The 23,047-nt window shown below is 59.6% G+C and carries 14 protein-coding genes; 5 read left to right on the forward strand and 9 right to left on the reverse strand.

Annotated features, from left to right (window positions below; translation table 11 throughout):
* Positions 1-223: 223 nt before the first annotated feature.
* From EOD15_RS03910 to EOD15_RS03925, 4 genes are all read right to left on the reverse strand, one after another.
* The gene (locus tag EOD15_RS03910) at positions 224-1,534 is read right to left on the reverse strand and encodes an HlyD family type I secretion periplasmic adaptor subunit (protein ID WP_127322917.1); all 1,311 of its coding nucleotides are present in this window, start codon (positions 1,532-1,534) and stop codon (positions 224-226) included.
* Positions 1,534-3,279, reverse strand: coding sequence for a type I secretion system permease/ATPase (locus tag EOD15_RS03915; protein ID WP_127408304.1), 1,746 nt, complete (start codon positions 3,277-3,279; stop codon positions 1,534-1,536). Before EOD15_RS03915 ends, EOD15_RS03910 begins: the two co-directional genes overlap by 1 nt.
* A 101-nt stretch (positions 3,280-3,380) precedes the next feature.
* Positions 3,381-4,772, reverse strand: coding sequence for a family 16 glycosylhydrolase (locus EOD15_RS03920; RefSeq protein WP_127320359.1), 1,392 nt, complete (start codon positions 4,770-4,772; stop codon positions 3,381-3,383).
* A gap of 274 nt (positions 4,773-5,046) precedes the next feature.
* A complete protein-coding gene (locus EOD15_RS03925; protein WP_245463573.1) occupies positions 5,047-5,334 on the reverse strand; it encodes a hypothetical protein in 288 nt (95 codons plus the stop codon).
* A 720-nt stretch (positions 5,335-6,054) separates the two neighbouring features.
* Between EOD15_RS03925 and EOD15_RS03940 the strand changes: the two genes are divergently transcribed.
* Positions 6,055-7,209, forward strand: a complete 1,155-nt coding sequence (locus EOD15_RS03940; protein WP_127408305.1) for a RelA/SpoT domain-containing protein — start codon at positions 6,055-6,057, stop codon at positions 7,207-7,209.
* A 366-nt stretch (positions 7,210-7,575) separates the two neighbouring features.
* Here EOD15_RS03940 and EOD15_RS03945 read toward each other — a convergent pair whose 3' ends face one another.
* Complete coding sequence (locus EOD15_RS03945; protein WP_127408306.1) at positions 7,576-10,482, reverse strand: trifunctional glycosyltransferase/class I SAM-dependent methyltransferase/polysaccharide deacetylase; 2,907 nt, start codon at positions 10,480-10,482, stop codon at positions 7,576-7,578.
* Between the two features lie 903 nt (positions 10,483-11,385).
* Between EOD15_RS03945 and EOD15_RS03950 the strand changes: the two genes are divergently transcribed.
* The 4 genes from EOD15_RS03950 to EOD15_RS03965 are packed head-to-tail and all read left to right on the forward strand — an operon-like array spanning position 11,386 to position 16,328.
* Positions 11,386-12,060 (forward strand): hypothetical protein, encoded by a 675-nt coding sequence (locus tag EOD15_RS03950; RefSeq protein WP_031212622.1) that lies wholly within the window; start codon positions 11,386-11,388, stop codon positions 12,058-12,060.
* A gap of 7 nt (positions 12,061-12,067) precedes the next feature.
* Positions 12,068-14,746, forward strand: coding sequence for an OmpA family protein (locus EOD15_RS03955; protein WP_127408307.1), 2,679 nt, complete (start codon positions 12,068-12,070; stop codon positions 14,744-14,746).
* A gap of 13 nt (positions 14,747-14,759) precedes the next feature.
* On the forward strand, positions 14,760-15,254 hold the full coding sequence (locus EOD15_RS03960; protein ID WP_023809564.1) for a Rab family GTPase: 495 nt from the start codon (positions 14,760-14,762) through the stop codon (positions 15,252-15,254).
* A 3-nt stretch (positions 15,255-15,257) separates the two neighbouring features.
* Positions 15,258-16,328: an adenylate/guanylate cyclase domain-containing protein gene (locus EOD15_RS03965; protein WP_127319614.1), complete on the forward strand. Its 1,071-nt coding sequence runs from the start codon at positions 15,258-15,260 to the stop codon at positions 16,326-16,328.
* 65 nt (positions 16,329-16,393) lie between these two features.
* Here EOD15_RS03965 and EOD15_RS03970 read toward each other — a convergent pair whose 3' ends face one another.
* The 4 genes from EOD15_RS03970 to EOD15_RS03985 all read right to left on the reverse strand — a co-directional run bounded on the left by EOD15_RS03970 (position 16,394) and on the right by EOD15_RS03985 (position 22,993).
* The gene (locus EOD15_RS03970; protein WP_127319629.1) at positions 16,394-17,086 is read right to left on the reverse strand and encodes a redoxin domain-containing protein; all 693 of its coding nucleotides are present in this window, start codon (positions 17,084-17,086) and stop codon (positions 16,394-16,396) included.
* A 19-nt stretch (positions 17,087-17,105) separates the two neighbouring features.
* Positions 17,106-20,402, reverse strand: coding sequence for an adenylate/guanylate cyclase domain-containing protein (locus EOD15_RS03975; RefSeq protein WP_127319616.1), 3,297 nt, complete (start codon positions 20,400-20,402; stop codon positions 17,106-17,108).
* A 687-nt stretch (positions 20,403-21,089) separates the two neighbouring features.
* On the reverse strand, positions 21,090-22,469 hold the full coding sequence (locus tag EOD15_RS03980) for a hypothetical protein (RefSeq protein ID WP_127319618.1): 1,380 nt from the start codon (positions 22,467-22,469) through the stop codon (positions 21,090-21,092).
* Positions 22,469-22,993 carry a GNAT family N-acetyltransferase gene (locus tag EOD15_RS03985; protein ID WP_127319620.1) on the reverse strand — a complete coding sequence of 175 codons (525 nt, stop codon included), beginning with the start codon at positions 22,991-22,993 and terminating at the stop codon, positions 22,469-22,471. The genes EOD15_RS03980 and EOD15_RS03985 overlap by 1 nt, the downstream gene beginning before the upstream one ends.
* Positions 22,994-23,047 lie beyond the last annotated feature (54 nt).

Below are 23,047 nucleotides of genomic sequence, written 5' to 3' on the forward strand. Positions count from 1 at the left end.
GCCCTGCACCAGAGCTTGGACTTGAGGGAGGGAGTGTTCTCACACCATGCAAATTCCGAACTTCGCTTGCGGATGCATGTTCCTCACGTCGGTTCGAAAAGGGATTGTCGCGGTCATCGATTTCGGTTGTGACACCCGAGCCCGCCGGCAGCATCATGCAGGCGGCAGGCCCAATGAAGAGCTCGAGACGGGGAGCGGCCGGTCGTTGCAGCCCGGGCGCGTTTCACTCCTCCCGGAATGCTCGCTGGATCTGATCGGCCAAGGGCTTGACGAGATAGGACAGCATCGTGCGGCTGCTGGTCGAGAAGAACACCTCGACCGGCATGCCGGGCGCCAGGGTCAGTCTTTTGAGTCTGGCAAGTTCCGTGCGCGGCAAAACGATATGCACGGTGTAATAACCGGCGCCGGTGCGCTCGTCGGTGCTGAGATCGGCGGAGATCTTGCTGACGGTTCCGTTGAGTTCAGGCGTTGTGCGCTGATTGAAGGCCGAAAGCCGCAGCGTCGCCTCCTGCCCCTGTTTCAGTTGATCGATGTCCTGTGGGGCGACACGGGCTTCGACGGTCAGTTGGTCCGCGACCGGCACGATGAGCATGACCGGTTCGCCCGCAGTGATGACACCCCCAATCGTATGTACGGCAAGCTGGAGGACGACGCCGGCCTGCGGGCTGCGAATGTCGATGCGCTTGAGCTGGTCTTCGGCCGATACCTTGCGTTCGACGAGTTCCGAGAGTTTTGCCTGGACCTCACGCAGCTCGGTGGCGACTTCGCTGCGCAGATCCTGATCGATCTGGATGATTTGCAGGCGGATTTCCGACGTGTGGCCTTTCGACTGCGCTATCGCGGCGGTCAGCTGCCCATGTTCAGCCTCCAGCCGCACGGCCTCGCGCTCGAGAGCGGTGATGCGATCGATCGAGACCAGCTTGCGCTGCCATAGTGTGCGCATGCCCGCGAGCTCGGTTCCGATCAGCTTGATTTCCTGGCTCTTGGCGTCCTTTTGCTCGATCAGGCCGGAGACTTCTTCGGCGAGCTGGGAGATACGTTCCGCCAACTGCGCCTTCTGGCCAGCGCGTGCCTGCCGGCGCAACTCGAAGAGCGACTGCTCTCCGGCCATTGTGCCGCTGACATCCGGATCGTCCCGCCGAGACATCAGCGACGGCGGAAAACCGATGGCGTCCGCACCGTCGCGCTCGGCCTTGAGACGTGCCAGGCGGGCATCGAGTTCATCCGCGCTCTTGGTGACAATGGCCAGATTGGCGCGGGTGACGGTTTCATCGAGATGAATCAAAACCTGTCCCGCTTGCACGGCATCGCCTTCGCGCACGAAGATCTGGCCGACCACGCCGCCGGTTGGATGCTGCACCTTTTTGACGCTGGAATCGACAACCAGCTTTCCCGAGGCAATGACTGCGCCGGAGAGGTCGGTCACCGCTGCAAGGCTGCCCGCTCCACCGACCAGAAGGATGGAGGTCGCAACGCCGCCGAGCAGATAACGTCGAATGGTCCGGTCGATCACCGATGTCGCTCTCTCCGCCATCAGAGCGCCGCCTCTTCAGGACTTGAGACAACTTTTAACGGAACACTGATGGGGCGGGTCACCTTGGTCATGATCTCATTCTTCGGGCCAAAGGCCTGAATACTGCCGTTCGTCATGACAAGGATCTGGTCAAGGCTTTGCAATGCACTCGGGCGATGCGCCACCACGATGGCCATGCCGCCTCTGTCGCGCACGCCCTGGATCGCCGCCGTCAAGGCGGCTTCGCCGTCGGCATCGAGATTGGAATTCGGCTCGTCGAGTATGACAAGAAACGGATCGCCATAGAGAGCACGCGCCAAGGCGACCCTCTGTCGCTGGCCCGCCGAAAGCGCCGACCCGGCCTCGCCGATACGCGTTTCATAACCTTCAGGCAGGTGAACCACCAGATCATGAACACCGGCGGCGCGCGCGGCGGCCAGTATCTTGTCCGAGGGGGGCTGGGGTTCGAAGCGAGCTATGTTCTCGGCAATGGTGCCATCGAACAACTCGACATCCTGCGGCAGATAACCGACATGCTTGCCGAGTTCTTCCGACGACCACTGGTCGAGCGTCGCACCGTCGAGCCTGACGGTACCGCGCACTGGCAGCCAGACACCGGCGATCGCTCTGACGAGCGAGGATTTTCCCGAAGCGCTCGGACCGATGATGCCGAGGCCGGCGCCCTTCTGCAGCACGAAGCCCGCATCCTGAACGACAAGGCGACGCTCGCCCGGCGGCGCCACACTGATGCCCTCTACCGAGAGGCGAAACGACGGTGGCGGAAGCGAGACACTTGTTGCTGCCTCGGGCAGCAGCCCCAGAAGCTGAGTCAGGCGCGCCCAGGCCTGTCGGGCGCTGACGAAGCTCTTCCAATGCGCGATCGCGAGTTCGATCGGCGCCAGCGCCCGGCTCATCATGATCGAACTGGCGATCATGATGCCGCCCGTCGCCTCCTGATGGATGACGAGCCAGGCGCCGATCGCCAGGATGCCGGATTGAAGCATCATGCGCACGACTTTCGATGTCGTTCCGAGCGTCCCCGCCAAATCGCTCGCCTTGGCATTGGTGCTTAGATAGTCGGCGTTGATGCCTGACCAGCGCTCGGCGATGCGTGGGCCAAAACCCATTGCCTGAAGCACCTCGACATTGCGGCGCGTCGCCTCCGCCAGCGTGTTGCGCGCAGCGGCCTGCGTGTTGGCACGTTTCGCGGGCTGCCTGGTGCGCACCTCCGCAAGCAAGGTCAGGCCAAACAGAATGACGGCGCCGAGCAGCGCGGTCATGCCGATCCAGAAATGGAACAGGAAACAGATTGCGAGGTAAAGCGGCATCCAAGGCAGGTCGAACAGCGCGGTCGGCCCAGCGCTCGACAGGAACGACCGGACCTGATCGAGGTCCCGCAATGATTGCAAGCCATCGCCGGTGAGCTTCGTGCGCAACGGCAGACGCATCAGTGCGATGTAGACCTGCCCGCTGAGCCGCGCATCGAGCGCCATGCCGATACGCACCAGCAGCCGCGATCGGATCAGTTCGAGGACGCCCTGAAAGACGAACAGCGTGCCCGCAAACACGCAAAGGCCGACCAACGTCGGCACGCTGCGGCCGGGAATGACGCGATCGTAGACCTGCAGCATGAAGAACGAGCCGGTCAGCGCCAGGACGTTGACGACCCCGCTCATCAAGGCGATGCCGGCGAATGCCCGGCGAAAGGAAGCGAATACCGCCGGGAGCGTCGTTCGCGGCGGCTCAGATGAATGGATGTGAGACATCTTCCTTCACCTCGGGTCCAGCGCGGGCGCAAGCGGCAATGAACGCGTCCAAGACCGGTTGGCGAAGGGTGTCGGTTTCACTCCATCTTCCGGCATGGCACCTAGATGAACCAATCATTCAGCGCGTAGGCATGGACATAGTCGACGTGCATTTCAGAAGGGGTGGCAAGCCCGTCGGCGGGCGCTCCCGCCATGCCGCCGACAGCCTGGTTGACCAGCATGTACATTGGCTTGTGCATGTCGGCAGGCGTTGGTGCGCGGGCAACTTCGACATCGTCGAAATACCAGACCAGCTCGCTCGGGGTCCAAAGCACCCCATATTTGTGGAACCCTTCGGTATCCGCTGCATATACGGTCGATGTCACTTTCGTATGCGACCCCGTCGCGTTCGAGTGGCTGGTCAGGGTGAGCTTGTTGGGATCCTGGCCGACCATCTCCACTGCGTCTAGTTCCGGCGGCCAGGAGCCATCCGCCGGAAGAAGCCAGAAGGCCGGCCATGCACCCTGCTTTTCGGGCATGTCGGCTCGAATTTCGAAATAACCGTAGGTCTGTGCGAAGGAATGGTAGGTCGTCAACAGACCTGACGTGTAATCATAGTTGTTTATGTAGGGCTTGATCGCGTCGGGAGCCCGGGCGGCCGTAATGGTGAGAACACCGTCCTGGACGCTGAACGGGTTGACCGAACTCGTGGGGGCGTAGCTGGTGTCGATATACCACTGAAGCTCGCTGTTGGTGGTGAGCGTGCTGCCGTTCGGAGCACCCCACCAGAAGTTCGTATCCCAGGTCCCGCTAGAACCGCTGTGCAGGTTCAACGTATTGAACTCGTCCGAGAAGGTGAGCGTCAGATGCGACTTGTCCAGGGCGAGATCGAACTGGTTGGCGCTGAACTGGTCGATGGTCTTGTTGGCGAAGACGAGAAACTCGGTTGGCGACAGGGTGAGTCGGACGTTCGATCCCGACTGCACCATGTTGGCGTGCACCTGGTCGAAGGAGGTGAAGCCGTAGCCTCCGACGCGCACGGTGTCGTCGGCGCCGAAGTCGAGAATGAGGTCGCTGCCATTGCCCGGTTTGACGACAAAAATGTCAGCGCCGGAGCCACCCTTGAGAACATCGTCGCCTTTCAAGCCGTCGAGCGTCTGCTGGCCGGAACCGCCGGCGATGATATTGTTCAGAGCGTTTCCGAAGGCATATTGTTTATCGCCCGTGACCGTCAGATTCTCAAAATTCGCCGGCAGCCTGTAGCTCATCCAGGTCGAGATCGTATCGATGCCCTCGTTGGGCAGCTCCACCGCTTTGTTTTTCGCGGAGTACAGGTAGTAAATATCGTCGCCCTTGCCGCCATACATCGTGACGCTGACGCTGCCGTCGCCATACAGCGAATCGTTATAGATGCTGCCATAGAGGGCCGGGCCCGAATTCGTTGCCGAGTACCACTTTGCGGAGGACCCGCTATAGGGGAGCGGAACACCCTTGGCATTGGTTACGGTGGCCATTTTACTCACAGCTCCGTTGGTTTGTTCCAAGCCCTAACACGATGGAAGGCAAAAGGAGCCGAAAGGTTTTCTCTCCAAGCTCAGGAGGGTTACCAAAGAGTAAATGCGGGGGGGGACCCGACGCGTCCGTCAGGCCGTCGGTGGGGAACTTGAGACTGTTTTCGACGGCGCACTCAAACCACAACGGGGGCCGCTCCGGGTGGACGGTTGCACCACCGTCTCGCAGGGCGCAGGCGGCCCTAGCTGCCGAAACACCGGCGTCATTCCTCGCAGTTCAGAGCCCAAGGGTCTGGCTTGTTTCCATCTGAAGGAAATCTGCCGACGAATTCCGGAACACCGCGTCTTGGAACGCATCGACGGCAGAGCCGTGGATGACATCGACCAGCACGGCCGCTGCGGCTTCAACCTTGTCGGCCGCTTCGTCAACCTTGTTGAAGCGCAGCAGCATTCGATCGTGGAGCATCGACAACCGCGTGGCGTGATAAAGCACGCTGCGCTTGTGGTAATCCGAGTCCAGCGGCTCAAACAGTATTGTCATGACGGCAACTCCTCGCCATTTCATGTCCATTCGGGGTGATTTGGAGGCCGCCCACGTATAGATATTGGTCTGGCGCTCCCGGGGCCTCCGTCACGCGCTGTTGAGCTGCCCGGATCCTGCAGCACAGGGCGATATTCACCACGCCATTTTTCCTGTCCGTTTCTTCCTTTGCGCGCTTCAACGATTTCTCGGCGCGTTTGACGCGCAACCTTGAACTGCCAAGTTCGAGATCAAGAATTCAGCCATCGTTCCGCTTCCTATGCGGTTGCGGTCCCTTCGGCTGATAATTACGGCTGTTCTGTTTGGTTCCGGCCAATCGCGACCCGGCTCCAGATTTTACAGGAGCCAGGCCGATCTGGCCCTGCCGATTAAAATCTCTCCGGCAATGGGCTTGAGCGCATCTTCTGTCGCAGGCTCCAGCGGGACGCCGGCGACGTTCCGGAGCATCAAAGCGGCGCGCCGAAGGACGATCTGAAATCCGCCCCGGTCGAGGTCTTGCCGGAGATTGCCAGTGACATAGTTCGCCTGCGCCAAATGGCCGACCTTGTGGTCGTGTGCGGTGGCGATGGTTCGGTGTCGGCGGCGGCGATGGCTGTAGTGGAAAGCCGCCTGAGCGTGGCGGCATGTACGTCCGCGTCATGTCCAGGGGCGCGATCTAGGCAGATACGGCCGAGACGGTATCTCGCTCGCGGAGATCCGATGTCGCGCGCTATGGTACTTCGCTTACCCAAACGGATATGACTCTTGGGATCTGATTCCCCTGCGATCGTCCCGCCAGTCCAGAATGAGGCGGGCTACCATGACTTCTTGGCTCCAATGACTGAGTACCCGCGCCTTGCCTACAGCATGAAAGCCGTTCGCAAGGCAGGCGACCGGCTGGCAAAACCTATTCAGTTCGGACGAGACATCACTGTCGGCCAGTATGTGGACGCACTCGAAATCTTTTCAATCGCCAATAGCTGGCGCGACTCGCACTTTCTGCCGATGCGCAGCGTTCGGTTCTCTGTCCGTCATCACATAAGAGCCCTGCGACTGGAGGGCGACATGGCATCCCGGCCAAAGCGCATGGCATCCATTCGTCGGAAGCTTCGAGAGTCCACCACCAATTTGGACACCATGAACGACATCGGCGGTTGCCGAGCGATCATGGCCGATATCAAAGGTGTTCGCTCGCTTCTCGCATCGATGCGAGACAAGTTCCCCCATGAGATCCACTCTAGGGAGTTTAACTATATCGATGAGCCGAAGCCGGACGGGTATCGAAGTCACCATATTGTTTTCAAATACCGATCCCGAGATGCCGACACCGAGGCTTTCGACGGACGACGCATCGAGTTGCAAGTTCGTACCAAGCTTCAGCACTCATGGGCAACTGCGGTTGAGGCTGTCGGGCTATTCCGGGGCCAGGATTTGAAGCACGGAGAGGGCGACCAAGATTGGCTTCGCCTTTTCCAGCTTATGTCGGCGGAATTCGCGCGCGTTGAGCAGTGCCCCGTTCATGTAAGTGTTCCGGATCACAATGACCGGGTTCGAGAATTGCGGGATCTTAACAAGCGTATAGATGCGATAGGCATACTAAAAAAAATCAAGAATACTACCAGATTCCCAGAAAATTTTATACGGCAAGCAGAAAAAACGCGATACTATTTGCTTCAATATGGGAAAGATAATAAACTGACTGTCGATCATTTCAGGTCAATTATAACGGGCGCGCGAAAATTGAAAGAGATCGAGCAAAAAATCGAGCTAAGGGGCAGTGAGGTGAAGACTGTCTTGGTCGAGGTGGATAAGGAAGAAAAGCTTGCTGAAATGTATCCGAACTATTTCGGAGACGTTTACTTATTTGCTCGTAATCTGAAATCCATCTGCTCGGGAAAAGCGGCTACCGAATACAGTTAGCCTGCACTGGGTCGGCTTAAGCGGCGTCGCTTCCGTATGAAGTAACCCGAGCGTTTGCCGACGATACCATCAAGGCTGCGACCGGCCCACGCATCGTCGTTCATGCCAGGGGCTGCGCGTGAATTATGGCGGAAGCCATATTCGGTAGCGGTGCAGATGCTTTCTGCGCAGGGCTGATAGGTGCCACGCATGCCACGCTTGAATATGCTGATGCGCCGGGTATTTTGGCAGTGTTTACTCAGCCGCCGGGGCAGGTCATTCCGATCTCGGGGTGACATCGAGCGATCGCGGCAGTCTGGGGAGTGCGGAGCGTTTCGTCGATCTTGCGCACGTGAGCGGGACCGATGACCGTGACAAATTCACCGTTTAATCGAGCATGGCCTCGACGGTGGCGACAAAGTCGTCGAGCGAGCGATCCCCGCGAATCTCGATGCGTGGAAGGTCGATGGGATCGCAATTAAGGTCCGCCGGCCCGTGTCTGCTGCCGAAGCCGATCCGATAGCCGGACTCCTTGGCCAGTCTGCCGAGCCGTCGGTCGGTGACAGAGAAGGGTGCCGCGAACGCCGAGGTTGGCCGACCGGTCCAATGTTCGATGAACATACGAGAGCGCAGCAGTTCGGCGGCCAAGTCAGAACTCGACAGACCATCGATCGCGCGATGCGTCGCGAGATGGCTTCCGAAGAACGCACCTTCGGCGGCGAGCCGCCGCACCGTCCTGGCATCCATAAGCTGCGTCGGCGGACCGTTTTCGGAATCCCACTGCGCGCTTTCACCCACCAGGTCAGTCACCAGGAACACTTCCGCGGTCAGGTCGTTCGCGCGCAAGGTTGGCCAGGCATGGTCGGCAAAATTCTGGAAGCCGTCATCGAAGGTGATGAGCACTGGGCGGCCAGCGAAAGGCTGACGGTCGGCGATGGACCGTTCCAGTTGCTCGGACGTGGTCGCGTGAAAGCCATTGGCGCGCAGCCATGCCATCTGGCTGGCGAATGCGGCGGGCGTTAGCCGAAAACGGGCGAGGGCGGCCGGACCTTCTTCGGCGACGCTGTGGTACATGAGGACAGGGATACGTGGCCGCCGCTCGCTGCGCGCGACGTCGCGGCGCAAGGCCCGCGCCCCGCCCCAGACGATATTTCGGGCGACCCCGAGTCCGATAGGCGCGCGGATCGGCGCATGATCAATCCTCGGTTCCGTCACCACATCGTCCGGTGACAGGCGGCGGAATCGGTCTATGCGATAGAGCTCGGTCTGGATCGACTGCTCGAGGACGAGACCTTCGGTCGCTGCGAGCGCCTCTGAGATCGCTTGTGCCCCGAATGTGTTCCAGTCGAAGCCCGTCCTTTCAACATTGTCACGCAGCACGAATGCGTGGGCGCTGATGAAACTGCCGCCAGGCGCCAACGCCTCTGCGAATTTTTTGGCAACGCGCCGCAACTCGGCGAGATCATCCAGATAGTAGAGCACTTCCGAACAGAAGATCAGATCCACCTCACCCGGCAGCGTGTCGGCGGAGAAATCCAGTACGCCGAATTCAATATTCGGCTGATCGCTGCATCGCGCGCGGGCCCGTCCGACGGCTATGGCGGAGATGTCGGTTGCGGTCAGATGGCCCACTCGCGGCGCCAGCTGCCGCGTGAAGTGGCCCTCCGCGCAGGCCAGCTCAAGCGCCCGTCCGATGGGACCCGCAGGCAGAATCTCGAGCTGCCGCTCATATTTTTCCTGCTCATAGGACGAACCGTAGTTCCAGGGATCCTCGGTCGCGAAATAGCCATTCCAGAACGACGTGCGATCCTTGTCGTGCCTGTGCCGTGCGCGGCGCGGCGCCGCGGGAGGCTCCGCTGGTTCGGCGCTCGACCGGACCAATTCCCGCGCTTGCGCAGCCAATCGCGCGAGTTTGCCGAAGTGGCTGTCCGGATCAGGCCCGCGTTCGGCTGTGCCTGACAATGCCCCGGCTGGAACCGTGTTCGGAGTGTTGGCGCCAGCCTCCTTTTGCGGTGCGAAATACCGGATCAGTTCAATCCAATGATCCCTTGTCACTGTCCCGAGCACGCCGAATTGTACGACGGCCTCGATGTGGCCATCCATCATCAGGTAGGCATAGATTTGGTCGATTCCTTCCGGCAGTTCGGTCGAGGTCGGATTTCGAGCGTCGACGCGGATTCCAAGTGTTCGCGCCAGCCTGCGCGGCGCGCTAAGATCGTCGGCGTCGAGAAGCATTTGCTCAATCTGATACTGGATGCGGCGAGCCGCCGCGGGATTGGCCCAGACCTTGCCGAGTTCGGTAATCAACTCGGTGATGGCGCCGCCGAACCTTCCCCACCTGGCAGCCAGTTGCGCCGGCACAGACAGGCTTCCCACCGCAAGGGCGTTGACGGCTACCTTGGCGATCTCACTCGCCCACTTGCGTCCGGCCGGAAGCGCGCGCAGGGACTGCGGGTTGATCGAGCCCGAGCCGCCGCCGCAATCCGACGCGGCGTTCCAAAATGCGAACCACGCGAGTGCTTCGGAAGCGGTGCGGCCATCCGCCGAGTTCGCTCCGTTGGCGTGGATAGTCACCGGGTGTTTGACTCTGGAGTCGGCAGAGAAGCCACGGGCGATCACGATTTCCGCGTCGGCCAGCATCTGAGATGAATTGCGGGTGAGCGAGTTGGAGCTAGCCCGGTAAAAGGCGAGCGACTCGTCGACCATTACCCAATTTCTGCCGAGACGGGCGAGGCGCTGCCACAGATCCCAGTCGTCGCATGTGCGCAGCGACACATCGAAACCGCCTAACTCGACGATTGTCTCCCGGTCGACCAGCAGCGCGTGAGTGGCGATGGCACACCGGCGGGCAAATGTTTCAAAGGGCTGGACCGCAACCTCTGACGAGATGCTCAACGGAATAAGTTCGCCATCGGGCATCACGCACTGAGAGCCGCAATAGGCGGCCACTGAATCGGGCGCGGCCTCCAGTGCGGCTAGCATTTTCGCGAGGAAGCTGGCGTCTACCCAATCGTGTGCATCCAGAAACATGAGCCAGTGGCCGCGCGCCGCCGAAATCCCGCTATTGCGCGCGCCGGCGGGGCCATGCGCGCAAGAACTCAACGTCCGAAATCGGGCATCTTGCTCCACATAACCGGCAATGATCGCGGGGGTGCGGTCCGTGGAGGCGTCGTCGACGATGATCGTCTCCCAATCCACGATTTCCTGATCGAGGAGGCAATCGAGTGCGCGCGCCAGCGTTACCTCTGCGTTGTGCGCAGGAACCACGATTGAAACCAATGGATTATGCGCCATGCCGTCTTACCCACGCCTGGTTCGAAGGTACAAGAGTCCCAAGACATAGCCGGCGATTTCCCGCCAAAGGAAACGGTCATCGAGGATGCTGCGTCCAAACAGTCTCCCGTGACCTCTTCCGAGCCGTCGCGCCTCCATTTGGCTGCAGGGCGAGCTTGCTCCTGTCCTGCTAGCGACGTTAGAAGCCTGGCGCAGCATTTCATCCGTGCCGCCGAGATCGGGCGCCGGCTGTCGCAGATGCACGTCAAAACCAAGCATGCCGCATACTCATGTCGATCCCTGAAATCGGCACCATGACCACAAGCTGCGGTCCCTGGCACTTGGCTATGGCAAACTGGCGTCCTTTGCAATCGACGACGCAACAATGCAAGCCCACTGAAGTTTTGGTTGAATGACTGCCAGCTATTGGGGCCTATTGCTCTCTCTTATCGACCGAAACACCGCGATTCCGGGCTGCATTCTCGATCAGCGATTCCTCGTGTGAAAAGAAGATGCTCCTTCTACTGTTGAGCTCGCGCCGGAAGCTGATGGTGGCAGTATATAGCGGAGCGAGAGGCAATATGCTGCCCGCTGGAATAGCTATTTTAGCAATTTCTAATAAAAACTTGTTACTTAAATCTGCCTAAATAGATATACATAATGCCATTGTATCACTCGGCTTCATAGTAGATTTCGCCCGATAGCCAATTAGGTTAAATGGCTATGGTTGCTATCACAGAGAGGGGTGAGAGCAACACCTAGCGGTACTGGTGCTTTTTCTGCCAGTGCAAGAGGTGTAAAAAGAGCACCCAAATTGGCTTGCGCCAAGAAGATTCCGGCTTGCGGGCCGCGGATTTTGCTGGCATCTTCATCTGTTTATGGGTCTCTGCACTGTGGCAGGTGTTCAAATAGAGGGGTATAAGGATGGCCAAGGAATCTTCGAGTACTTCGAGTGCCGTTTCCTCCGCAAACAAGGCGGACGCAAATTTGATTGGTAATGCAGACGGAAGCGGGCTGAACTTCATGGCGGCCCAGGTTCGCGAAAACGGAGGCGCCGGCGACGCCGTAGGTGTCGACAAGATACGCGATCTGCTGTTCGGCAACCAGATGCAGGACTATGACCGCCGTTTTTCCAAGCTTGAAGAACGGGTGTTGCAACGCTTCAAGGATGTCGAATCCGAAGCCAAGCGCAATCTTGAGATGTACGAGTCAAATGCAAAGAAGCAGATCGATTCGCTCGCGGCGCAATTGCGGAACGAAAAAGACTCACGAGCCGATGCCGACAAGGAGATTGACCGGAATCTTCGCGAGCAAAACCAGGCACTTGAAAAGCAGGTGCGTGCGTTGTCGGATCAATTGAGCGCGCTTGAGCGGGACGTTTCGGACCGGATAAATCGAAACGATCATTTGCTGCGTGAGGAAATCAAGCAGAAGAATGAAGGCGTTCAGATGCTGATTGAGAAAATGTTTGCCGATCTCAGCAACGTTAAGACCGACCGAAATCTTTTGGCTGGCCTGTTTGTAGAGGTTGCGAAATGTCTGAATCAGGATCCCGTCGGCAGCAAGGGCAACTCGGATCGTAGCTGGAAAGTGAGTTGATGGGACCTTGACGTCAACCGTCGACCCAATCAGTCTTCCACAAAGAACAGCCTCGAACGATACAGAAATTGATCGCGAGGCTCTGGCTCGTCTTTTGGTCGAAATTGCCCGGAACGTTGATCCGGACTATCGTGCGCGTTTCGACGGAGTCCCAACCGCCGATCCTCGCATGGAAACGCTGCGCCAGTTGCTGGTCAGCCGCGAAATTTCGGAGCTTTCACGAGTTACGCATCTGCTGGACGAACCCGAGCAGCTTGCGGCAGCAGTGGGCGACATTCTTCCCAGTGCGGCCGCGCGAGCGCCTCATGCGCAGCTCGGCGAGGCGCTTGCGCCAGCTGTCGAAAGGGCTGTGCAACGGTCAATCCAGAAGAGCCCGCGCACACTGACGGATATATTATACCCGGTGTTTCTGCCGGCAATTCGCAAGTCGATCGGGGAAAAGATCGACCAGACCTTTCAGTCGCTGAACGAAACTCTAAGACATATATTTACCTGGCATGGGCTCAAGTGGAGATTTGAATCTTGGAGGACAGGAGCAAGCTTTTCGGAAGTTGTTCTTAAGCACTCTCTTGTTTATCGTATAGAGCATGCCTTTCTCATTCACCGTAATTCCGGTCTTTTGATAGCGCATGTAACCGCCGATAATGCAACGAGCGAAGATCCTCAACTCATCTCTTCGATGCTTAGTGCAATTCAGGATTTTGTGAAGGACTCGTTTAACGAGAAAGAGCAGAGCGGCCTGGACACAATTCGTTTTGGCGACCTTCGTCTCTGGTCAGAAGTTGGACCGTTTGCGACCCTGGTTTCGGTGATCCGGGGAAATCCGCCAGAGGGATTGCATGAAATAGTTCGCGATGTATTGCTTCGCATCCATGAGGAATCCTCACAGGCTTTAGAGCAGTTTGACGGCGACGGTTCGCAGTTGGCCAGCGTAGAGGCGCAGTTGCAGACCTGCGTCGAGCTCAAGCAGGAGGAATCAAACGAGGGATTTCCGTGGCTGGTGGCGGTGGTTGCCCTGCTGCTTTTGAGCCTGGCAGGCGGTTGGTACTTTCTTTCCTGGCAATCAGCGCAGCGCTGGCAAGCTTATGTGTCGCGCTGGCAGGCCTACGTGTCGCGACTGGAGGCCCAGCCGGGCATCATCGTTGCCGAACAACAGGCGCGCGACGGCCAATTCTATATTGCCGGCCTGAGAGACCCGCTTGCCGCCGACCCGCAGTCCCTGTTGTCTGGAACTGAGGTCGATCCCGCCCAGGTTCATTCGCAGTGGCAATTCTATCAGAGCCTTGAACCGGAGTTCGTGCTGAAGCGGCTGAAGGCGTCGCTGGCTCCGCCGGATTCAGTACGACTATCAATCGACAATGAGCGCATCGTTGCCGAGGGTGAGGCCCCCGACACCTGGATAGATCGGGCGCGTGCAGCGGCCCGACAGCTTTCGGCAGGCGGACCGGAATTCGACATCTCCAAGGTTCGTGACGTAAGCCCCGAAGTACTCGAGGCGAAGCGCTGGCAGGCCTATGTGTCGCGACTGGAGGCCCAGCCGGGCATCATCGTTGCACAACAAAAGATACGCGACGGCCAATTCTATATTGCCGGCCTGAGAGACCCGCTTGCCGACGACCCTCAGTCGCTGTTGTCTGGAACGCAGGTCGATCCCGCCCGGGTTCATTCACAATGGCAATTCTATCAGAGCCTTGAGCCGGAGTTCGTGTTGAAACGGCTGACGGCGTCGCTGTATCCGCCAGATACAGTACGACTTTCGATCGTCAATGATCGCATCATTGCCGAGGGCGAGGCTCCCGACACCTGGATAGATCGGGCGCGCGCAGCGGCCCGACAGCTTTCGGCAGGCGGACCGGAATTCGACATCTCCAAGGTTCGTGATGTGAGCCCCGAAGCACGCGCGGCGGAGCACTGGCAGTATTATGTGTCGCGACTTGAGGCCCAACCGGGAATTGTCGTCGCCCAACAATCGGCCAGGGGTGGACATTTCTATATTTCCGGCCTGCGAGACCCGCTTGCCGCCGACCCGCAAGCTCTGCTGTCCGGAACGGAGGTCGATCCTGCCCGCGTTCATTCACAGTGGCAATTCTACCAGAGCCTTGATCCGAAGTTTGTGGTGAAGCGGCTGACGGCGTCGCTGACGCCGCCGAAATCGGTCCGACTTTCGATCATCCAGGGTCGCATCGTTGTCGTGGGCGAGGCTCCTGCCGCCTGGATCAACCGGGCGCAGGCCGCCGCTGAACAACTTTCGGCGGACGGAGTGGTTCTGGATGTCTCGCAGCTGCGTGAACTGGACCTTGCAGAGCTCAATCATTTGAGAGAGGCCATCCAGACGACCGATATTTTCTTCTCTTCCGGCAAAGTTGTGCCGGGACCAGAGCAGACGCCGGTTCTCGACAGATTGGCGGATCAAATAAAGGAATTCGCCCAAAGTGCCCGCAAGTCAGGCGTAACTGCGCGGTTCATGTTGACCGGCCATTCGGACACCACGGGCCGTGAGACGGCCAACGCGTCGATCAGCGCCGCCCGTGCCGAGACAGTTCGTGCGCTTCTCAAAAAGCGCGGCGTCGCTCCGGAACTGCTGCTGGTTCGGGGTGCGGGTACCTTTGAACCGGCGGTGCCTGAAAATAGTCAGGCTGGTAGCTCCACCAATCGCCGGGTTTCGGTTACGGTAAACCTGGACTAGGGCGGAGCCCAAGATGTTGCAAAAAAAGATCTGTATGCTGGGCGGGTTCTCTGTCGGAAAGACGAGCCTGGTCCGCAGGTTTGTGAAAAGCATCTTTTCAGAAACCTACTTGACCACGGTGGGAGTGAAGATCGACAAAAAGAGTGTCGCACTCCCGGACAAAACAGTGGATCTGATTTTATGGGATTTGGCCGGCGAAGATGATATCGGCTCATTCCGCGTCAGCCATGTGCGAGGTGCGACAGGCCTCGTGCTTGTCGTCGATGGAACCCGCGCCGCTACCCTTACCGCCGCGCTCACGCTGCGCGAGCGGGTCGAGGCTGAATTCGGTGCTATGCCGTTCGTATTGCTTTTCAACAAATCAGATCTGGCCGATCGGTGGGTAATACCGGATAGAGAAATCGACGAACTGAGGCAACGTGGATGGCAGGTCTATCTGACAAGTGCGCTCTCGGGTGAGCATGTCGATGATGCGTTTCTTAAACTCGCTTCGATGGTCACCAAATAGACCATGCAAAGATTGCCAAGAGAGATCGGAAACTGGATTTACGATTTCTTCTACAACGAGCGTGCTATTGCGTATGTGAAAATTGACGCCCAGCTGCGGACAGCGGCGAAGGGCGGTAACGTTCAACATTACGGGCTCTCATCCCTTCGCATCGGTAAGCCTGTTGCCGATCAGCTTGAATTCATGGAAGGTTTGCTGCCTTGCCCGGAGCTTCCATTTCATATGCCTATGGTCGAACTGCCCAGCGGGCGTGTCGCGGACCTTCATCTTTTTGCTGATGATGACTGCGTGTGGCTGCTCTTTCTTGATGCCACTGCCGAACGCGACAACAAGCAGCGGCTTCAACAGAAGGCTTATGAAATGACTCTTCTGCAAGAGAGGGAGCGCCAACTCAACGAGAAGTTACATTCGGCCAATGAGGCGTTGAGGAAGAGTCAGGAGGGATTGTCGCGTGAATACCAGCGCGCCGAAGCCCTGCTCCTCAACATTCTTCCGGCATCGATCGCGGAGCGGTTGAAAGCGCACAAGAAAATTGCAGACAACCACGCAGAGGTGAGTGTGCTTTTTGCCGACATCGTCGGTTTTACGGAAAGAGCGCGCAGCGTCGGAGCGGTGACGACGCTCGCTATCTTGAATTACTTCTTCAAGGCGGCGGATCGACTCGCGGAACGACACGGCTGCGAAAAGATCAAGACAATCGGCGATTGTGTGATGGTGGTCGCGGGCCTGCCCACCGCGCGATCCGATCATGCACAAGCCCTCGCGCACTACGCAGTTGAACTGCGCAAGGCGGTCAAACGCGAGAGCTTCGCAGGAGAACCGATAAGACTGAGAATTGGAATTCACTCGGGACCGATCGTCGCTGGCGTCATAGGCAAAAGACGGTTCGCCTATGACTTGTGGGGCGAGACCGTTAATCTCGCCTCGCGTATTCAAACGTCCGCGGAGCCCAGTGAAATCCGTATTTCCGATGCAACGCGCCAACTGCTGGGACCAAAATTTGCTTGCGATCCACTTGAGGAAACGGAATTGCGTGGCGCAGGTCGTGTACGAATGTGGCGGCTCCCAGCCTGATTGTCGCTTGCCGACGCTGGAGCGCACTGCATCTCAAGCCGCAAATTATTAACGTGAAGATTTGATCAAACGGGACCTCGTTGGGCGACTTGCGACACAGCTGACATCAGTTCCTTCGGGTTGGGCGCCCCAAACATGTATCGCCCCCCCTCCGGAACCTCCGTGAAACTCCAGCGGACAATTCCCTGCCTGTCCAGCAGGAATTGACCGACCAATTGTCCGTGTCCTGTTGCGATCATCTGTTCGTCGGCTTCGGTCACTTCGTAAGGGTCCTTCCTATCGAGGATTTCGCTCGCTGCAAAAGGATCCATGGGACCGGGCAACTCGCCTGGTATGTCGACCCGCATATCCTTCGCTGCTGCCATCGAGACCTTGTACGGCCAGTTCGTCTCGTTTTGGGTGAATTCGAGATTGGGTAGTCCAAAAGCACGATGTGAAGCGCGTTCAGGGTCGGAGGCCGCAAGCAGGTTCGGCATCGGGTGGTAGCGGAAATAGAGACGCGCTCGTTCGATCGGCGTGTTGACCACCGTCAGGCTCTCCACGCCCCTTTCGCGCAGCTCCGGATCAAGCCGCGCCTGGGCGGCGATGTGGCGCCGGCAGAAGGCACAATGCAGACCTCGAAACAGGCCGACCAGCACTGGTTTTTGCCCGCGAAAGTCATCGAGGGCGATCTTGCCTTCCTGGGTAATGGCGTCAAGCACCAGGTTCGGCGCACGGTCGCCCGGTTGAAGCGGTACCAAGTCACTAGGCGCGGACATTTCCAACCCCTAACCCCGGCTAGTCGAGAAAAGGCAGCACCACAAGCGCTTCCGGGTCGAGCCCGTGCTGGGCGCATATACCCTGCGCCAGGGAAAAGTAGCGTTCGGCCTCGGCCAGATTGTCGAGGTCCAGATTAAGCGTTGCGAGACCATCATAGCACGGAAAGAGCAGTTGGGGCTCGCCCATTTCGCGGGCGACGTCCAGTGCTTCGTGGAACAGGCCAACCGCCAGTTCAGGACGGCCATTGCACTGGTGGATCTGCCCAAGCACGATCAACGGCACCGGCAGGTGCTCGCGCTGGTCGAGCGCCCGGTCGATCTCGATAGCCTTCTCGGCGGCAGGCACGCCCTCCGTTGGACAGCGATCCGTGAAAGTACAACAAGCGACCGCCAGATTGGCGAGGAGGCGGGCCTGGAAACCCAGATCACCAATATGGCGCGCCACGTCCAGACCGCGCCGACAGACCTCCATCGCCTTTGCCGGATCGATAGTCGTGTAGAGCACGCCGAGATTGGTGTAGCCGCGGCAGGCCGCACCCAGCAGACCTGCGGCTTCGGCCAATTCAATGCTGCGCTCGACCTGGCCAACGGCTTCACGGTTTCGTCCGAGGCGAGCCAGCGCAACAGCCTTGGTATTAAGTGCCTCGGCGGTCACAAGAGTGGCATCGCGTCCCACGTCGGAAACATGCTCCGTCGTCAAAGTGCGTACGCAATCCAGCGCCGCGTCCGCCCATTTTGCCGCGAGGGAGTGATCTCCGCTCCGGAACGCCTGTCGGCCACGTTCTTGCCAGAGATGCGCCTGCTCGATCGGGGCATCCGCTCCATCGAGGAGCGCTGCCGCTTCAGCATAGCGGGATTCTGCGTTGTCCCGCTTGCCGACGTCCCAGAGCAGCCGACCGACCTTACGCAAAACTCGCGCCGAAGCGACACGATCTGCCGACTGGCGGTATGCCAGCAACACCGCCTCGTAGTGGTGGTGCGCGACCTGGCGGCGGCCTGCCGGGCCGCTCAGATCGGCAATGCGCTCTGCAATTGCCAGTTTGAGCGGTGTTTGCCCGATCGCACCCAATGCGGTCAGTGCTCGCTCATAGAAACGAAGGGCGTCATCGTTGGCGTATATCATGCGAGCGCGATCACCCGCCGCCTGCAGGTAATGCGCGCCCCTCTCCCGCTCGGCGCTCTGTGCGAAATGATGACCGAGCACGGCCAAATCCTCGAGCCGTTCCGGCTTGTCGCCGCACAGTTGCTCCAAGGCAGCACCGACCCGTCCGTGGATGTCGGTCCGGCGTTGCAGGAGCAGATTCTGGTAGATCACGTCCTGCAGCAATGTTTGCGTAAAGCGGTAGCTTTGCGACGAGCCCGAGCCAGATCCGGCAACTTCCTCGATGATTTCCGCATCGCAAAGCAGTTCGCAGCCGGCTTCTAGCCGGCCGGGGTCGGATGTAACGGTTTTCAGAAGGGTGGCATCGAAGCGCGGGCCAATTACCGCGGCTTCCTGGGCCAACCGGCGCACCTCTTGGGGCAACCGGTCGACCCGAGCAAGCAACATTGCCTGGATCGTGGCGGGAATGCCGGTTGCGACTTCGCCTGCCACAGTCCGCCATCGCTGGCCCTCGCGCATCAATACACCGCGATCGATAAGGCCGCGAACGATCTCCTCTAAAAAAAGCGGGTTGCCGCCCGAGCGATCGAGGATCTGGCCGAGAAGCCCTCCTGCGGAGTTTACCCAGCTCTCGCCAAAAAGCGCCGCCAGCAGACTGCGTCCGTCATCATTGTTGAGCGGCGAAAGCCTGAGCGCCGTGTGACTGACCCGATTTGAATCGAGTTGGTCATTGTCCGGCGCTGGACGATGGGTGACCAGCAACATCAACCGTGTGCGTTCCAACCTGTCCATCACGAAACGCAGTGCCTCAAGTGACGCGGCGTCGGCCCAGTGCAGGTCTTCCACGACAATCAACAGCGGCGACAACGCAAGCCGCCGCTCGATGATTGTGCGGACTGCGTAAAGAATTTGCCGCCGCAGCTGCTCGGGTTCGACATGCTGCAAGGTGGCATCGGGGTCGCCAAGGCCAAGCACATGGTAAAGCAAAGGCATCAGTCGCTTCGCCTCTTCGCCCTGCAGGCCGAGATCGGTAAGCAAGGCTGCGAGCTTCCCCCTTATTTCATCCCCATTTTCGTTCTGCATCATCCCCGCAGCGCTGCGCACAACTGCGTCCAAGGCGCCAAATGATTGTTCGCCCAGCGGTGAGCACGCGGCCTGCCGCACGGCGACGTTGCGAAAACGATCCTCGTCGCCGACGCGGGCGACGAACTCCTTCACCAGCCGCGATTTCCCGATACCGGCCTCTCCGACGAGGCGAACAAGTTGGGCTGAGCCGCCGCACGCTTGGTCAAGGCTCGCCAACATTCTATGAAGCTCCGCACCGCGACCAATCATCGGCGCGCTGAGGCCGAGCGCCTCGAGCCCACGTGCTGCACGCGGGGCCGCAAGCGGTGCATCCAGTCGATGGACGAGCACGCTGCCGGCCTTGCCGCGAAGCACGACATCGCCCAGCGACTCGTAAGAAAAGGCATGCCGGGTCAGCCTGTGAGTGAGTTCGCCTACCAGCACCTCACCCGGTGCGGCCAGCGATTGCAGGCGCTGCGCCGTATTCACGGTGTCGCCGGTCACCGAATAGGATTTGGCGGTGCCGATGCCCAATCCGCCAGTAACAACCGGACCGGTGTTTATGCCGATGTGGAGTAACAGAGGCGAGCCGGAGTGGGGGGTGCCTTCACCGAGCCGCGCCGTCCGGGCGATCATGTCGAGAGCGGCGCAAAGCGCACGTTCCGGGTCGTCTTCATGCGCCACGGGCGCACCGAACAAAGCGAGCAGCGCATCGCCGATGAATTTGTCGACGAAACCGCCAAAGTTTCGCACGGCCGCCGTCAATTCCTTGAACAGCGCGTTCTGCAGAGCTTGCATCACCTCGGGGTCGAGCTGTTCGCTGAGTGCCGTGAAGCCGCAAAGGTCGGCGAACAGGACCGTTACCGTCCGGCGATCGGCGTCAGAGACGGGATGCAGCCCATAGCTTTCGATGTTCGTAGGCAGCGACAGGATTCGAGAAGGCGGCACGATGGTCCCGCTTGGTTTCGGAACAGACCGTTCGGCGGCTTTTGCGGACGCACCAAGGCTTGCCCCACATTTCGGACAGAACTCGAAATCAGGTGCGCAGGGGTAGCCGCAGCTGGCGCATGGCACAGGCTGGCGCCTGCCACACTTCGGACAGAAGGCGTAACCGCCCTCAATCTCGAAACCGCAGCCCGAGCAGTCCATGGAAACCTCACCCGAGCATGATGCCGAAAAGTGTGAAGCGGTTTTCGGACCACATCCTGCTCTGTCTCTTTGACCTAGAGATGGATTCAGATTTCAGGTCGATTCGGCCTGCAATCATCCGGCTCTTGGGGCCATGACTCGTGATCTCGCCACGCCCTTCACGGCCAGGGTATTCACAATGATGAACCGATAGCCGTCAACCGGCAAGCGGCAGCAAATGGGCATCCGTGGGTCCGGTGGCGGAGCGTTGCCGATTCGGACGGCTGCTTGGCCGTCGTTGCGAAGTTCTCTCTTAGCCCTCCATCTTCCTGCTATCATGGAGATGAGGAGACGGACCTTGAGCGAGAATCGCAGACTAGTCGCAATCCTGGCTCCAGATGTTGTTGGATACAGCCGGTCGCCGGCGCGGACGAAGATTCGCCTCGCGTCTGGACGGCGCCGCGGCGCTCGGCGCCATCTGCCTGTCCGAGGACGCCATCGCCAGGTCAAGGCGAGTCTCGACCTCTCGGTCAGCGATCTCGGCACGCGTGGGCGGCATGGCAGGAACTGCTCGCGTCAATCCTGACTATTCGCTGGAATACCGTCGCAAAGTCTTGCCTTACAAGAACCATGCCGATTTCGAACTCATGATCGACGGGCTCCGCAAGGCCGGAATAGTGCAATGACAAATGAGGGCATGCGGTCGGATCAGACGCCAAAGGCTCGGCCGATCTTGCGCCATCGGGCGTTTTCACGAACCAGTTTCAGGTCGTCGGTCGTCTCGGCAAAGGTGTGCGAACGGTAGTGCCCGAGCAGGTCAGGAAACAGCCTCCCTGCCGGCAGGCCGGCGACCTGTTCGCGGACCGACATTTTTTCATCGATGACCCGGGTGCCCCAGGCATTTTCCCGAACCTGCAACTCGGCAGCCAGACCGCGCTCTTCCGGCGCGGTTTCATCCAGCGCGGCCAGCAGGATCGAGTGGAAAAGCGCTATATAACCGATCTGCCTCAGGCCGCCCACGACCCGCACGCGAGGCAATATGGCAAGAACGAGGAACGTCAGGAACAAGTTCGGCAGCAGCACGCCGTCCAGCAGCGCCTGCTTGAGATGCGCCCGCTCGAACGGGATGGAAAGACCATTCGGCCTTTCAGGCTCGATCAGGTGCCCGTTCTCGAGGACGAGCTTGCGCACGCGCTCCTCGCGAATGCCCCAGAAATAGGCCGTGGCATTGGGCAGGAATCTGCCAAATGGGCCCGATTCGGTCTCTTGCAGGGTACGTTCGAGACGCTGACGCCTTGCGGGCTCAAGGAGCAGCTTGGAAAGAAGGCTGCCGTCATGGTCCAGATGCCGCGCCACGACGGAAGCCGCGAGCCGGTCATCGATGAACACCGGCCGAGCCATGCCGGAACGATCCCAATCGGCGACCAGATCCTCGTTGAGTTCTGTCAGTGCATCTGCGGCGGTTCCAAACACCTTGTCCTGGCTGGCGAGCAGTGTGCCCAGCCAGCGGCTGGCATCCGTTTCGTCGCCCACCGCTTTGAGCGCCCGCTTGTTGAGGGTGACCGGGCCGGCCGCGCAGGCGCTTTTGCGGCATAGTTTGTGGCGCCCCATGCCAAACAAGTTGACCTTGTCGTCGCCGACATCGAGCCATCCCGGCCCCTCCCGGCCAATTGTCTCCATGGTCATCGTCGTTCCCATGAAGCCGACGAAGGCCGACAGCCCGTTTTCGACCGCGGCGAGCCAGGCAAACAGGAGGGCATCGAAGGTGATCCGGTCCATCAGCAGCAGGCAGTGTAGGCCGGACTGGATCACCGGTCTGTGGTCGAATTCTTCGAGGGCCTTGACGACCTCTTCAGGCTGCATGATCAAACTAAGGCGCTGGTGCAGTATATCGAGCAGGATCGAGCGGGCAGCGATCGCCGGACCCGAAGCAGGCCTTGCCACCGGCCGCCACAGATGGCGGGCGTATTCGGAAACCGGTGCATTCCAGTTCTGCTCGATGTCACGCACGACTTCCGGGCAGAGCAGTGACAGCACTGCCAGAATATCCACCGGAGCCTTAAGGGTCGGATCAAAGTCCCTGGTCATCAGAACCGCAGCCGGGCCATGCTCAGAAGGTCGTGATACCGTCCTTCGGTAAAGCCGGCCTTCACATGCCGGCCTTCGACCTCGAAGCCGTGGCTTGTGTAGAGGCGGATGGCCGGTTCATTGTCGGCATAGACGGTCAATTCGACTCGCTTCAGGGCGCGCCAGTTGTCGGCCACGTCAAGCAGCGCGCCAAGTATGGCAGAGCCGATACCCTTGCCGACAAAGCCATCGTCAAGGCCGATATTGATCTCGCCGATGTGCGAACGGCGCGGCGAACCCTGCACGACAAGGCTGCCATGGCCGACGACCTTGCCGTCCAGCTCGGCAACGATCCAGGTGGTTTCCTGGCCGGACTTGGTGATACGCCGTTCTACCTGCTCCACCATCTCGAATGGCATCCTGAGCGTGCCCCAGCGGAAGCCCGGCATGTTGAAGATGGCGCAAAGCGCCTCCGCATCGCTTGGCCGAATGGCCCGGAGTTGCGGCTGGATTTTCTTTGGGAATGGCGAGGTCGTGCTGGTCATGGCTTTCCCGGCAAAGGCAATAGGCCCGGCACGATGCACCGGACATCATCTGAA

The organism is Mesorhizobium sp. M7A.T.Ca.US.000.02.2.1, from assembly GCF_003996995.1.
Taxonomy (GTDB): Bacteria; Pseudomonadota; Alphaproteobacteria; order Rhizobiales; family Rhizobiaceae; genus Mesorhizobium.

Bases quoted from the DNA above. Each gene is read 5' to 3' on its own strand.
- EOD15_RS03910 (WP_127322917.1), bottom strand. From the start codon at position 1,534: ATGGCGGAGAGAGCGACATCGGTGATCGACCGGACCATTCGACGTTAT.
- EOD15_RS03915 (WP_127408304.1), bottom strand. From the start codon at position 3,279: ATGTCTCACATCCATTCATCTGAGCCGCCGCGAACGACGCTCCCGGCG.
- EOD15_RS03920 (WP_127320359.1), bottom strand. From the start codon at position 4,772: ATGGCCACCGTAACCAATGCCAAGGGTGTTCCGCTCCCCTATAGCGGG.
- EOD15_RS03925 (WP_245463573.1), bottom strand. From the start codon at position 5,334: ATGAAATGGCGAGGAGTTGCCGTCATGACAATACTGTTTGAGCCGCTG.
- EOD15_RS03945 (WP_127408306.1), bottom strand. From the start codon at position 10,482: ATGGCGCATAATCCATTGGTTTCAATCGTGGTTCCTGCGCACAACGCA.
- EOD15_RS03950 (WP_031212622.1), top strand. From the start codon at position 11,386: ATGGCCAAGGAATCTTCGAGTACTTCGAGTGCCGTTTCCTCCGCAAAC.
- EOD15_RS03960 (WP_023809564.1), top strand. From the start codon at position 14,760: ATGTTGCAAAAAAAGATCTGTATGCTGGGCGGGTTCTCTGTCGGAAAG.
- EOD15_RS03965 (WP_127319614.1), top strand. From the start codon at position 15,258: ATGCAAAGATTGCCAAGAGAGATCGGAAACTGGATTTACGATTTCTTC.
- EOD15_RS03970 (WP_127319629.1), bottom strand. From the start codon at position 17,086: ATGTCCGCGCCTAGTGACTTGGTACCGCTTCAACCGGGCGACCGTGCG.
- EOD15_RS03975 (WP_127319616.1), bottom strand. From the start codon at position 20,402: ATGGACTGCTCGGGCTGCGGTTTCGAGATTGAGGGCGGTTACGCCTTC.
- EOD15_RS03980 (WP_127319618.1), bottom strand. From the start codon at position 22,469: ATGACCAGGGACTTTGATCCGACCCTTAAGGCTCCGGTGGATATTCTG.
- EOD15_RS03985 (WP_127319620.1), bottom strand. From the start codon at position 22,993: ATGACCAGCACGACCTCGCCATTCCCAAAGAAAATCCAGCCGCAACTC.